The sequence below is a fragment of the Halostagnicola bangensis genome (genome assembly GCF_054653435.1).
Window position 1 is genome coordinate 2,864,175 of record NZ_BAAIGG010000002.1, and the last position, 12,256, is coordinate 2,876,430.

Annotated in this window: 13 protein-coding genes and 1 tRNA gene; 11 read left to right on the forward strand and 3 right to left on the reverse strand. The window is 58.4% G+C overall.

The window, feature by feature from the left end:
- Positions 1-8: 8 nt before the first annotated feature.
- Positions 9-2,336, reverse strand: coding sequence for a tRNA(Met) cytidine acetyltransferase TmcA (tmcA, locus tag ACYQ14_RS16115; protein ID WP_459889378.1), 2,328 nt, complete (start codon positions 2,334-2,336; stop codon positions 9-11).
- 300 nt (positions 2,337-2,636) lie between these two features.
- On the opposite strand from tmcA, the gene rpl7ae reads away from it, so the two are divergent.
- The 8 genes from rpl7ae to ACYQ14_RS16155 all read left to right on the forward strand — a co-directional run bounded on the left by rpl7ae (position 2,637) and on the right by ACYQ14_RS16155 (position 7,063).
- A complete protein-coding gene (rpl7ae, locus tag ACYQ14_RS16120) occupies positions 2,637-2,999 on the forward strand; it encodes a 50S ribosomal protein L7Ae (protein ID WP_049952968.1) in 363 nt (120 codons plus the stop codon).
- A gap of 11 nt (positions 3,000-3,010) precedes the next feature.
- On the forward strand, positions 3,011-3,235 hold the full coding sequence (locus ACYQ14_RS16125) for a 30S ribosomal protein S28e (RefSeq protein ID WP_050050710.1): 225 nt from the start codon (positions 3,011-3,013) through the stop codon (positions 3,233-3,235).
- A gap of 2 nt (positions 3,236-3,237) precedes the next feature.
- On the forward strand, positions 3,238-3,669 hold the full coding sequence (locus ACYQ14_RS16130) for a 50S ribosomal protein L24e (protein ID WP_459889379.1): 432 nt from the start codon (positions 3,238-3,240) through the stop codon (positions 3,667-3,669).
- Positions 3,666-4,130 (forward strand): nucleoside-diphosphate kinase, encoded by a 465-nt coding sequence (gene ndk / locus ACYQ14_RS16135; RefSeq protein ID WP_283835362.1) that lies wholly within the window; start codon positions 3,666-3,668, stop codon positions 4,128-4,130. Before ACYQ14_RS16130 ends, ndk begins: the two co-directional genes overlap by 4 nt.
- A gap of 297 nt (positions 4,131-4,427) precedes the next feature.
- Positions 4,428-4,787 carry a DUF7344 domain-containing protein gene (locus tag ACYQ14_RS16140; protein ID WP_459889380.1) on the forward strand — a complete coding sequence of 120 codons (360 nt, stop codon included), beginning with the start codon at positions 4,428-4,430 and terminating at the stop codon, positions 4,785-4,787.
- Between the two features lie 280 nt (positions 4,788-5,067).
- A complete protein-coding gene (gene sod / locus ACYQ14_RS16145) occupies positions 5,068-5,670 on the forward strand; it encodes a superoxide dismutase [Mn] (protein WP_283835365.1) in 603 nt (200 codons plus the stop codon).
- Positions 5,671-5,824: 154 nt separating this feature from the next.
- A complete protein-coding gene (locus tag ACYQ14_RS16150) occupies positions 5,825-6,091 on the forward strand; it encodes a DUF5827 family protein (protein WP_283835367.1) in 267 nt (88 codons plus the stop codon).
- 135 nt (positions 6,092-6,226) lie between these two features.
- A complete protein-coding gene (locus tag ACYQ14_RS16155; protein ID WP_459889381.1) occupies positions 6,227-7,063 on the forward strand; it encodes an ATPase in 837 nt (278 codons plus the stop codon).
- Between the two features lie 11 nt (positions 7,064-7,074).
- On the opposite strand, the gene ACYQ14_RS16160 is transcribed toward ACYQ14_RS16155, so the two are convergent.
- On the reverse strand, positions 7,075-7,659 hold the full coding sequence (locus ACYQ14_RS16160; RefSeq protein WP_283835371.1) for an MBL fold metallo-hydrolase: 585 nt from the start codon (positions 7,657-7,659) through the stop codon (positions 7,075-7,077).
- 244 nt (positions 7,660-7,903) lie between these two features.
- Here ACYQ14_RS16160 and ACYQ14_RS16165 point away from each other — a divergent pair, with 244 nt between their 5' ends.
- The 3 genes from ACYQ14_RS16165 (at position 7,904) to ACYQ14_RS16175 (ending at position 10,610) form a co-directional block, all read left to right on the forward strand.
- The gene (locus ACYQ14_RS16165) at positions 7,904-9,103 is read left to right on the forward strand and encodes a helix-turn-helix transcriptional regulator (protein ID WP_459889382.1); all 1,200 of its coding nucleotides are present in this window, start codon (positions 7,904-7,906) and stop codon (positions 9,101-9,103) included.
- Between the two features lie 84 nt (positions 9,104-9,187).
- A tRNA-Glu gene (locus ACYQ14_RS16170) sits at positions 9,188-9,262 on the forward strand.
- 220 nt (positions 9,263-9,482) lie between these two features.
- The gene (locus ACYQ14_RS16175; protein ID WP_459889383.1) at positions 9,483-10,610 is read left to right on the forward strand and encodes a tyrosine-type recombinase/integrase; all 1,128 of its coding nucleotides are present in this window, start codon (positions 9,483-9,485) and stop codon (positions 10,608-10,610) included.
- On the opposite strand, the gene ACYQ14_RS16180 is transcribed toward ACYQ14_RS16175, so the two are convergent.
- A complete protein-coding gene (locus ACYQ14_RS16180; RefSeq protein WP_459889384.1) occupies positions 10,607-11,923 on the reverse strand; it encodes a site-specific integrase in 1,317 nt (438 codons plus the stop codon). The two genes, ACYQ14_RS16175 and ACYQ14_RS16180, sit on opposite strands and share 4 nt — an antisense overlap.
- Between the last annotated feature and the right edge of the window lie 333 nt (positions 11,924-12,256).

A 12,256-nucleotide genomic window follows, 5' to 3' on the forward strand; every position in this document is an offset into this window, starting at 1 on the left:
CGCCTCTGTTAGGCGAACCGGTCGCGAACGTCGAACGCCGCGTCGGTTCCGTACGCCTCGACGAGCGAAACAAGGGCGTTCCCGAGGGCACGTCGGCACTGGCTCGCCGAGTGGTACCCGAGTCGATCGGCGACCGACTCCCACGCCAGTCCCTGCAGGACTCGAGCGACGAGCAGCCGTTCGTCGCTCGCAGACAGGTCGTCCGGCCGCGAATCTGAGAGGAGAGAACGAAGGACGAGTTCTCGAAACGGTCCGGGATCGACGTCGAATCGCCCTGGACCGTACGCGGCCCCCGCGACCACCCGCCACTCGTGGTCGGACAGTTCGAGTTCGGGCGACGCGTCGACCGTTCTGAGGACGCCGCGGATAACGTCGGAATCGACGGCGGTGAGCGAATCCGAGCACAGCGCCGGGAATCGTCGGGCGAACCAGCCGGCATGACGTTCGGCGAGCGCCTGTCCACTATCACTCGCGGGCGAAATCATGAGGACCGAATGCTCGCCGCTCGCGTCGTTTCTCGTCGTCGAGACGTGAACCGCGTTGAACCCGTTTTTCGCCCAGAACTCGAGAAGCCCCGGCGTCGCACCGAACGCGGTACCGATCCAATCGATATCGGGCTCGAATTCGTCGCGGATGCATTCGAGAAGTTTCGATCCCAATCCCCGGGAACGCACGGCGTGGTGGGTTGCGATTCGGACGACGCGAACTCCAGCTGGCTCGCCAGCGCTCTCGTCACGAAGCTGGCTGGTGAGGATATCGGGGAGCATGTTCCCGCGAACGCGGCTCCCTTCGTACATTTTCGAACGGGTCTCACTCGAGAGGTTCCCCTCTCGCGCGAGCAGTGCGATACTGACGACGTGGCCCTCGTAGACCAGCGCACGCGCCTCGAGGTTCGGCGCGTCGAGCAGGCGGGCAAGATCGTTGGGCTCCGTCCGATAGTGTGCGAGGACGAGCAGGCCGAACGCTTCGCGGAGCAAGGATTCGTCCGCCAGCAGATCTGCTGGCTCGAGTCGCCGGTACTCGACCGTCTCCGGAGCGGCGTTCGTTACGAGCTGATCGACGGGCGGACGGGCGTCGAGTCCGAGGGCGCGAAACGACCAGACTTCGATCGGATCGCCGGCGGCGTAGCGGATCGGGTCGGCCATCGAGCGGTCGGTTACCTCGTGTCTGCTTTCCTCGAGTCGATCGCGAAACCGAACGGAGAACCCGCGGCCCGCGCCTTCGTAGCCGTGTATCGTGGTCGTAAACGCGACGCGGTCGGCTTCGAGAAATCGCTCGAGCACCGAGACAGGGAGGGCGGCGGCCTCGTCGACGATCGTGATTTCGGGGTGGAAGTCCGTCGGGCGGTCGGCCCCTTTGTTCCGTCCCGAAATCGTTTCGATGGCGGCGTCCGGCTCGAGAAAACGAATGCGACCGCCGACGTTCGTTCGGACCTCGGAATGGTGGCGTTCTTCGCGGGAACTGTCGACGCGATCCTCCTTGTCCCTCGCTCCCCAATCGTCCTGTGATCCGTCGACTGATGCGACGAGTTCCCGCGCCCGGTCGAACAGCTCGGTCGTGTTTCGGGCGTCGGGTGCGGTGACGAGCACGTCCGTTCCATCGAGCGCAAAACAGCCCGCCGCGATCCCCGCCGCGCTGGATTTGCCGCGGCCTCGATTCGCCTCGAGGACGACGGCCCGCTCGGTCTCGAAGAGCGACTCGAGCGCGGCGACCGCATCGACCTGATCACCGGTGAGACAGGCCTCGTAAGCGGCCGTCGGAAACCGTTGATCTGGTGGGTGCTCGATCGGTCCCGATTTCGTAGACCGTTTCGGAGCAGGCTCGAGCAGGCCGTCGTCTTCGACCGTCTCGCTGTCGAGGTTGAGAACGGCGATTCCTGGATGCGCACGTATCGTCTCCGCGAGTCGTTTGATAAAGTGGCCCGTCACGTCCTCGAGTGAGTACGGCGGAACTGCGAGCGAACGGGCGAAGCGACCGCGGCGGTTCGGCCACTCCTCGAGCGTGGGGGTGAGCAGTATCAACAATCCACCGCCGTTGACGGCCCCGACGATCCTCCCGAGGGCGTTCGGCTGAAGATCAGCGTGGGCGTCGAGAACGATCACTTCGTGGGTCGTTCCGAGCAGTTCGTCCGCGCCGACCTGTGGACGGTGTTCGCATCGAAGCCGGTCGTCGGGACCGACGAGGGTGGTCTCGCTGATCCCGACTTCGAGGGCGGCGAGGATCGAGTCGAGCACCTCGTAGCCACGTTCGCGCTCACCGGAGAGAACGATCGCCCGTCGTTCGTCGGTCGCGCTGGCCTCGCGGTGAAGCGCACTCGCGAGGGAGACGCCGTTCATGTATCGAGTGTGACGCTCGCGGGGGTAAAACCTCCCGACCCCGGGTTGTTGTCTCGACCGGCTCAGTGCTTGCGAGTAGCTGGCACAGTCCCGTTCGTTTGAACACGCTTTTAAGGGGGGCTACGCTACTCGAGTGTACACCCTACGCGGGGTTGATGATGCTCCTAGCCCCACAGGACTTTTGCCGGATCGACCGGCCCGGGATGTCAGGGGATCGGATACGAACCGACACACCGACAGCGACCCAGCGCCCGGATGGCAGGGGAGCGAGAGCCCGCGCGTAGGAGAGGTGAACAACCAATGGCAGTTTACGTAACTACAGAAATCCCAGCCGACCTCGCCGACGACGCCCTTGAGGCGCTCGAGGTCGCACGAGACACAGGACGTGTAAAGAAAGGAACGAACGAAACCACCAAAGCGATCGAACGCGGCAACGCCGATCTCGTCTTCGTCGCGGAGGATGTCACCCCCGAGGAAATCGTGATGCACCTCCCCGAACTCGCAGACGAGAAGGGCATCCCCGTCGTCTTCGTCGAAACGCAGGACGACGTCGGACACGCCGCCGGGCTTGAGGTCGGCTCAGCCGCCGCGGCAATCGTCGACGCCGGCGAGGCCGGAGACGACGTCGAGGACATCGCTGGGAAGATCGAGGATCTCGACTGAGGTGACTCAAGATGAGTGCTGAAGAGGGAGAAAGCGGCTCGACGCCCGCCGAAGTTATCGAAGTCGTCGGCAAGACCGGAATGCATGGTGAGGCCATGCAGGTCAAGTGCCGAATCAAGGAGGGCGAGAACCAAGGTCGCATAATTACCCGAAATTGCCTCGGACCGGTCCGCGAAGGGGACGTACTCCAGCTCCGCGAGACCGCCCGCGAGGCCGACTCGATTGGAGGACAGTAACAATGGTCGAGAAACGAACCTGCGATTACACCGGCGAAGAGATCGAGCCCGGAACGGGCATCATGTACGTCCGCAAGGACGGCAGCGTGCTCCACTTCGTCGACTCGAAAGCGGAAAAGAACTACAAGCTCGGTCGCGAACCGCGTGACCTCGAGTGGACCGAGGAAGGTCGTCGCGGCAAGAGTCCGGCACAGGCCGAGACAGCTGCCGACGAAACGACCGAAACCGACGAGGACGGGACGAGCGAGGACGAAGACCTTTCCGAGGAGTCCGAACTCGAGGCAGATGAGGACGACTCCGAGCCCGAAGAGGGCGAAGACGATGAAGCCGAGGCTGGCGAAGGTGAGGCCGAAGAAGCCGACTCGGACGAATCGTCCGCCGAAGACGAGGAAAGCGCCGAAGACGACGGCGCGGAAGACGAGGACGACCAATGAGCGACCACGAACGCACGTTCGTGATGATCAAACCGGATGCGTTCGCTCGCGGTCTCGTCGGAAACGTCGTTTCCCGTCTCGAGGACCGCGGCCTCAAGCTCGTTGGGATCAAGGTCATCAACATGCCCGAGGAACGCGCAAAAGAGCATTACTCCGAACATACGGACAAGCCGTTCTTTGATGATCTCATCGAGTTCATCACGGCCGGTCCGGTCGTTCCGATGGTCTGGGAAGGCCAAGATGCAACTCGACAGGTCCGCCAGATGATCGGCGAGACCGATCCGCTCGAGGCTGCCCCGGGAACGATTCGCGGAGACTTCGCACTCGATCTCGGTCGCAACGTCGTTCACGCGGCTGACCACGAGGACGAGGGCGCAAACGAGAGAGAGATTGCGATTCACTTCGACGACGACGAACTGATCGACTACGAGCAACACGACGCAAGCTGGTTGTACGAATAACCGAGCCGCTCGGTAGCGCCGGTCGTTCGTTTTCCGAGTTTTATTTTTCGGACCACATCCAAATAGAGGGATGTATTGACAAGTCATATTGGACACAGTACACGTCGTCGAAACCGAAAGTAGTTGCCGGACGCGCTATTCGACAACTCACGTGGTCAATTCTTCCAAAACCTCTCTCGACAGGAACTGTCCAAATTTAAATATATAATATTGTCGAATAGCGTAACATCTAATGTGTCGGCTGCAATAGGGGCTAGTGGTGGTTTCGAATGGTAACGTACGGTAGGTGGTTACTGGATGGGTAAGACAGAACGTGAATCAACGGCCGTTGAAACGACAGCAGCACCATCGATAGATCTGGTATTCGATCTACTTTCGGTCCAGCGACGGCGATATGGACTGTATCATCTCGCCGATCAGGACGATGGAATTGCGACGTTCGACGAGTTGGTTGACAATATTTACACACGAGAAGACGATCACGGAGAAGATCACCGGTTGCAGATACAAACATCGTTACAACACGTTCATTTGCCGCGCCTCGAGGATGCGGGAATTTTGGAGTACGATACTCGAAGCGATACCATTCGCTACTGGGAACAGCCGACGCTCGAGGAGTGGCTCGAGCATGCCCGTCACAAGGAGTTCCTCGACTAGGGCGTGTGTGTGTGTGCGTGACGCCGACTCTGCGGCAGACATTGATGTCCAGCCTATAACGTTGCCAGCACGTTGACGTTACCAGTTCTGTCACTCATGGGCCTATCGTACACTGTGTCCGACACGTTCCCTGAAAGCTTTAACAGAACGACCGTCGTTGATTTCGTCAGGAGTGACCATCTGTGATACCGCTACCGAGCTTATCGTGGGATGTGGTATCATTTCACTCCTTAAAACTTAACAGGTGAGCGGCCGACAGACCAGTTAGAGGTGTGCAATTATGACTGATCACGAACTTCCACCACTTCCATACGATTACGACGCACTCGAACCATCGATCTCCGAACAGGTCGTGACCTGGCATCACGATACCCACCATCAGGGGTATGTCAATGGCCTCAATAGCGCAGAAGAAACACTCTCGGAGAACCGCGAGAGCGGTGACTTCGACTCGACGCCGGGTGCACTCGGCAACGTGACTCACAACGGCTGTGGCCACTATCTCCACACGCTGTTCTGGGAGAACATGTCCCCCGACGGTGGCGGTGAGCCAACCGGCGACCTCGCCGACCGCATCGAAGAAGACTTCGGCTCCTACGAGGGCTGGAAAGGCGAGTTCGAAGCTGCTGCCGGCGCAGCGGGCGGCTGGGCGCTACTGGTATACGATCCCGTCGCAAAACAGCTTCGCAACGTCGCCGTCGACAAGCACGACCAGGGCGCACTCTGGGGCTCGCACCCGATTCTCGCGCTGGACGTCTGGGAACACTCCTACTACTACGATTACGGACCGGACCGCGGGAGCTTCATCGACGCGTTCTTCGATGTCGTCAACTGGGACAAAGCAGCCCAAGAGTACGAAACCTGTCTCGACCACTTCGAATAAGTCTCCAGTAACACCATCCATTTTTGTGACGTAGTCCGTTTACCCGTAGCAGGTGGTTCGTCGTATCCAGCCGAACGTTTCGCTCTCGGAACCAACCCGTACTTCTCGGCAACAAACCATACAGTTTACCCGCGAGACTGACCTACGCCGACGTATGCCTGTCCCAAAATCAGAGTTCGACAGCTTACCACCTTGTGACTTTTACACGCCGACGGAGCTCCTCGAGGAGGATCAGATGTATACGATTTACGAAATCGCGCGTCTCCTGCAGGGGCTCGACGCGGACGCGGATATCGACCGAGACACCGAAGATATCCTGCTCGATTGGGCGATTCCGTGGGTTATGACGAACGCCGCCGAACTCGTCGTCGCGGAGCCGCGCGACGAAGACGAACCGGGCTATTACGGACTGAAAGACTGATCACGTCGGCCGACAGAATTCGAGGTACGTACGCTACAGTATGACCCAGTTACGACGACTCGAGTCATCCTCTCGCTGTACCTTCTCGTGTCGAATAGGCGATCAGGAGATGGCAACGGGGTGTAGTCGGCAACGATGATTTTTCTCATCGTTGGCGCGGATCACGTGGACGCAGGAAAAACCACGTTCTCGACCGGCCTCGTCCAACGAACCGGTGGCGTTGCCTTCAAACCTCGAGCGGGCAACGACTACTGGTTCGACCACGACGATTGTCTCGACGCGCTCGTCGACGGCCGACTGTACGGGAAGGATGCGGCGAAACTGTCCAGAGCGGAAGACGACGACAGACCTCCTGAAGCCCTTAACCCCGTTCACAGACTGTGGCAACCAGCTCCTGACGGCTCGGCAGGGATACTCGGACGAACCGATAGAGAGTTCGTCGTCGATCGAGTCAACCGGCCCGATGACGACGAACCGCTGTTCGTTCGCAATGGGACTGCCGACATCCCCGATGCCGTTGCGGAGGCGCTCCCGTTGTCCGATTCGCCGACCGTCGAGTCGGTCGAGGAACTCAACGAACTGATGCAGGGAACCTATACTTCGGCGTTCGAAACGCTGGCGAGCGAAATCGCGTCCGCCGAACTGGCCGTGGTCGAATCCTACGGAGACATCGCCCAGCCGCTCGAGGCGCTCGGCGAGGACCTCGTTTCGGCGGTAGCCGTCGTCGAACCCGGTCGGGCACGGATCTATCGCGGCTCTCGGTTCTGTCGGGCCTGTACGGTGGCCAGTTCGAGTCCGGGCGAAGGAACGCTCGAGAAACGCGTTCCCGACGTCATCGGATCGATCGATCCCGTCGCTCGTGTGCCCTTGTCTCCACTACCGAAGAAACAGCGCCGGGACCCAACGGCGATTGCGACGGCGTACGAGCCGGCTTACAACGCGCTTCTCGAGGCGGCCGAAGATCGTTCGTAAGCGGGCCGGACTCACTCGGCTTCGTCGAGGACGATCCCCGCCGTGAGTTCGACGTGTTTGTACGGCCGGTCGGTGACGCTCGGTCCGTGGCCCGCGTGCATCGCCTGAAGATCCTCGTCAATGCGGTCGAAGACGTCGTGGATGCTCAACACGAGCTTTCCGTGATCTCCTTCCGGCAGGTCGGTCCGTCCGTAGCTCCCTTTCTGAAAGATGAGATCCCCCGCGAAGAGAATCCCCGGCTCTTCTGCGTAGAAACAGAGGTGGTCGTTTTTGTGGCCCGGTGTGTGCATCGCGACGTACTCGTGGTCACCGAGCGTAACGATCCCTTCGTCCTCGATTTCGTGATCGACACCGTCGACCGACGAATCGAATCCCCACGCATCGACCTCGAACGCGTCTTTGATCGCCTCGAGATTTCCGACGTGATCTTTGTGGGTGTGGGTGAGGATGACGGCGTCGAGATCGTCGACGCGAGATTCGATCTCGGAGACGGCGTCGAAGTTTGCACCTGTATCGACCACGACCGTTCGTTCGCCCGTCACCAGGAACACGTTGCTCGTAAATGCGTGTACGCCTTCGGCGAGATTATCGACCATACCGGGAGTATGGGTTGATCCATGTTGTGTATGTCGACATCGGCTGTTCGATTGGGTCACCGATTACGGTCCCGGGCAGACGGGCGGCCGTTCTCGGCTGAATCACTGTCTCGGCGGTCAGTGATGTTTCTGAGCCGGTTCCGAATGGGTCGAGTTGGATACGACGAGCATGAATAGGATACGATGAGTGTACACAGACTGCTATTCACAAGGATTTTTAGCACTGGCACGTAGTAATAGACGAATGACTCGGTCGCCTTTGATTGGACTTCTCGTCCTCTTCGTCGTGGTAGGAACGCTAAGTGGTGGTGGGACGCTGCTGCTGAGCGGTACGACGGCAGCAACGGCCGGAGAGAGCGAACACACGGCGACCGAACAAAGCGTCGAACCGAACACTGGTTCGATGGGGACCAGCCAAGAGTTCGATGACACGGCTTTCGAGGTGACGATTCACGAGAACGGCAGTGCGACCTGGACGTTCAAGTACGAACGCGCACTGGACGAGGACGACGACGAAGGAGACGAGGTTCAGGCGTTCGAAGACTGGGCAGACGAGTTCGAGTCTGAAAACACCAGTCTCTACAGAGGATTTCAGTATCAGGCAGAAAACCTGACCGAATCCGGTGTCGAAAGCTCCGACCGGGAGGGGATGGCGACGAACTTCGAGCGCGAAGCCTACGTCGACCAGGAAGGAATTAGCCAGACCGGAAACAACACGGGCGTCGTCGAAATGTCGTTCGTCTGGGAAGGATTTGCGGCAGTCGACGACGACGGAACCGTCCGAGCAGGCGACGTGTTCGACGAGTGGGTCCTCCTCGAGGATCAGCGACTTACCGTCAGTACCGACGATTCCCTCGAGTTCCAATCGGTGCACGAAGACGGCCGGTACAACCGGGAGTTACTCGCAGATGCGAACAAGGTCACCTGGTCCGGTGAAATGGAGTTCATCCCTGGCGAGCCACGCATCGTTCTCGACAATCCGGAGGAGTCCAACGAAGGCGGATTCTTGAGTTCGTTCGACACGTTCGAAGACGGTACTTTCAGCCCGCTCTTGGCGATCATTATGATTATCGCTGTGCTGGTCGGCATCGGGACATTCGTCCGATTCCGTGATACGGACGACGAAGCGGTAAAATCGACCGCCGGGGAAGAACCAGGGCCGACGGAAGCGGGTGCGACCACCACTGAGCCAACAGAGGAGCTCCAGGAAACGGAACTTCTCACCGACGAGGACCGTGTCGTGAACCTTATCGAGGAAAACGGTGGCCGCATGAAACAGGTTCAGATCGTCGACGAAACTGGCTGGTCGAAATCGAAAGTCAGCATGCTCCTTTCGGAGATGGAAGACAGTGGAACCATCAGCAAACTCCGCGTCGGCCGAGAGAACATCATCAGTCTCGAGGGCCACGAGCCGGAGGCGACGAAGTCGCCGTTCGACGAGTGAGCGAACTCCGTGCATGCTACTTAACGCCACTCCTGTATCGAAACGGAATCCTTAAACAACAGTCGGCAGTAGGAATATGTACGCGCTCCGATGGTGTAGTCCGGCCAATCATATTGCCCTCTCACGGCAATGACCTGGGTTCGAATCCCAGTCGGAGCATCCCCACCTTCCTCCCGTCCGGTAGTTTTCAGCCGTGAACAACTAGTGAATTAACTCATGTTCATGGGCAATGCGGTTCAGAAGACGTATCGAAGTCCACGCCCTCTTGCGATTCGCCTGAAATCCAGGGCAATGAAGTTCACCGGGCACAATCCAACGCCGTCTTGCGATTGGCAAAATCGACGGGCAATGACCTGGGTTCGGAACTGGAGGGCAGGCAATGAATAACGCCGACGAGGCAACTACCCCCCTCGACGGGGTCAAAGTCGTCACGGAACCCTCGGAAAAATTACTCAACCAGCGACAGCTCATAGACTACCGAACGCAGCGCGAACAGTGCCTCGAATGGCTGCTGACGTTCGGCAAAGACCCGTCTCACGCGGAAGGATACGCGAAGACGACGGTCAAGAACCGAACATACCGAATGGACATGTTCTACCGCTGGGTCTGGCAAGAAGAGGGCGGGTACACGTCTGGGCTTACCCTCGATCACGCTGACGGATACCTGAAACACCTTGCTCGCCAAGAAAACTCAAACGCACACAAGAGCGCCTGTCGAAAGGCGGTGATGATGCTGTACAAATGGCGACGACACGAGCGCGGCGGCGAGGAGTGGGAGCCAGAAATCACGTTCTCTCGCAGGAACCAATCGACGACACCGCGGGACTACCTCACTCGGGAGGAACGTCCGAAAATCCGGAACGCAGCGCTCGAATACGGGAGCGTTCCAAGCCGAAAGAACGTGTACGGTGACGAGCGTGACCGGTGGCGATCGTACCTCGCCCAACGGTTCGAGAAACCGAAATCCGAACTCACTGAGGACGATTGGGAACGGGCAAACAGTTGGAAGATCCCAAGTATGGTCTGCGTCAGCCTCGACACGGGGCTCCGTCCGATCGAAGTCGAACGAGCCCGCACGAGATGGGTCGATCTGGAGAACGCAGTACTGCGAATCCCGCGCGAGGAATCGTCGAAAAACGTGGGTAACTGGATCGTCAGCATGCAGGACCAGACCGTCGAGATGTTGGAGAAATGGCTCGAACAACGCAAAATCATCGATAAGTACGACGACACCGACGCACTGTGGCTGACGAGACGGAGCAACCCATACCAGTCAGCGTCATTACGGAGCTTACTCCACAACCTCTGTGAGATCGCCGACATCTCGGTCGAGAACCGACAGATGAGTTGGTACTCAATCCGACACTCGGTTGGCACGTACATGGCCAGAGAGGAAGGGCTCGCAGCGGCACAAACGCAGCTCCGACATCGATCCCCTGAGACAACAATGAAATACGACCAGGCACCGGTAGAGGACCGCAAAAACGCGCTGGATCGAATGGGTTAATCAGCAGTTTCGGGCGAGTCGTCGTCCGACAGTATTTTTCGAGTGATGTCGACTTTTGCCTCGGTCGTATCCTCAATATAAGTGTCTGCGTGCAGTGTCCCCCCGCCGAGATCTGTTAAGACTGCATCCGTGCCACCCGACGTTGTCGATCCTTCATCTGCAGTCGTGGTGTCAGTGTCTTCGGCGTACGGGTTATACTCTGGATCCTCGGCTGCTCGCTTCGCTTTCCGACGGCTTTTATCGAGAGTTTGTTGTCGCTCCTCGGCGGCCGAGTTTCCGTACGTGGATGCGGTCGTCTCGAAGACCTCGTGGCGTAGTTGATCGTTCGTCTGCGTGAGACTTCCATCGGATTTCATGTGCCGACCCAGCGTGTGTCTCAGACTGTACCACCTCACTTCTCGGTCCTCGGTCGGCACGTCAGCTTCTTCACAGAGCTTTCGTAAGAGGTTACAGAGACTCCCCGATTGATACGGGTTCCCCTCCCTGTTGAGCCAGAGTTTGTTGGATCCGTCATACTTTTCGAGATGTCGCCGTTCTCGGATCCATCGACTCATCCCATCGCATGATTCCTCGGAGAGCGAGATTATGTATTTTTCTCGCTCTTTCGCGGCCTGTTCGCGGGGGACCTTCAGAATCTGTTGTTCGGGCTTGTACCAGTTGACCTCTGCCTCCTGGATCTCTGCCGGAATGAGCCCGGCGTCGTATCCGACGCTGATGAGCGTCCAAATCTTGGTACTCTGGTCCGCTCGCTGCCAATCTTGTCGCGTAACATCCGTTTTCGGTTTGCTCAACCGCTGTGCGACGAGACCGTGTATCCGATCACGTTCCTCCGGCGACGTTTCGTAGTACGACGGGAGTTTACCGTACGATTTCGAGACGTTCAGTAACCGGCCAACCTCCTCGTATGTGAATTCGGCTGCTGACGTGTGGGGTCCATCAGAGAATTTAACTCGCGGACGCCACTGGAACTCAAGCGTCCCCTCGTGGTACTGCCACTCAAAGTATTTTGCCAGTGCGTTAGTGAATTTCCGTTTCGAGGCATCGGTGTAATCGCCGCCGTCCACTTTTTGTATTTCGTCGCGCGCCAGTAGTAACAGTAACTCGTCGGCCTGATCAGTGGTGAGACGGGTCTTATCCTCCGGATCGAAAGATTCGATCGCAGTTCGATGTAGCTGGTCGAGACGGCGGTAGTAGTTATCCGCGTTCGCTTTCGACAACGGATCATGTTTGAGCGGAGACTTTCCCTTCTCAATCATCCAATTGTAGAAGGCCTGCCGTTCTTGTTGTACGGACTCCGCATCTTTTCCTAACATTTCGACTAATGGTTCGCTTAGTCCCTTGTTTTGTTGTGATGCACTCATCTGTGGAGTGCATAGGTTAAACTAGTCGTCACTTATAAAGGATTGCCCCTAGAGAGCATGTCATAGAACGCTTTGCACAGACTTCGGAAAGAGCAGCAGAGCCGAAGGTGTTACCGGAGCAGCTACCCAACCTTTGGATAGGCGTCAGAAACAATCTGCTGAATATAGAGGATGGATGCCCACGACGACCCCGTTTGTTTCACGCTGAAGGCGCTGAACCATCCGCTCACTACAGGTGCTTATTGAACGCTGGACGGTTTGTCAGCCCTGATAGACTTTCAAAAT

Coding starts and splice junctions, on each gene's coding strand:
- ACYQ14_RS16130 (WP_459889379.1), top strand. CDS start 3,238: ATGGTCGAGAAACGAACCTGCGATTACACCGGCGAAGAGATCGAGCCC.
- ACYQ14_RS16140 (WP_459889380.1), top strand. CDS start 4,428: ATGGGTAAGACAGAACGTGAATCAACGGCCGTTGAAACGACAGCAGCA.
- ndk (WP_283835362.1), top strand. CDS start 3,666: ATGAGCGACCACGAACGCACGTTCGTGATGATCAAACCGGATGCGTTC.
- ACYQ14_RS16155 (WP_459889381.1), top strand. CDS start 6,227: ATGATTTTTCTCATCGTTGGCGCGGATCACGTGGACGCAGGAAAAACC.
- rpl7ae (WP_049952968.1), top strand. CDS start 2,637: ATGGCAGTTTACGTAACTACAGAAATCCCAGCCGACCTCGCCGACGAC.
- ACYQ14_RS16125 (WP_050050710.1), top strand. CDS start 3,011: ATGAGTGCTGAAGAGGGAGAAAGCGGCTCGACGCCCGCCGAAGTTATC.
- sod (WP_283835365.1), top strand. CDS start 5,068: ATGACTGATCACGAACTTCCACCACTTCCATACGATTACGACGCACTC.
- ACYQ14_RS16180 (WP_459889384.1), bottom strand. CDS start 11,923: ATGTTAGGAAAAGATGCGGAGTCCGTACAACAAGAACGGCAGGCCTTC.
- ACYQ14_RS16165 (WP_459889382.1), top strand. CDS start 7,904: ATGACTCGGTCGCCTTTGATTGGACTTCTCGTCCTCTTCGTCGTGGTA.
- ACYQ14_RS16150 (WP_283835367.1), top strand. CDS start 5,825: ATGCCTGTCCCAAAATCAGAGTTCGACAGCTTACCACCTTGTGACTTT.
- ACYQ14_RS16160 (WP_283835371.1), bottom strand. CDS start 7,659: ATGGTCGATAATCTCGCCGAAGGCGTACACGCATTTACGAGCAACGTG.
- ACYQ14_RS16175 (WP_459889383.1), top strand. CDS start 9,483: ATGAATAACGCCGACGAGGCAACTACCCCCCTCGACGGGGTCAAAGTC.
- tmcA (WP_459889378.1), bottom strand. CDS start 2,336: ATGAACGGCGTCTCCCTCGCGAGTGCGCTTCACCGCGAGGCCAGCGCG.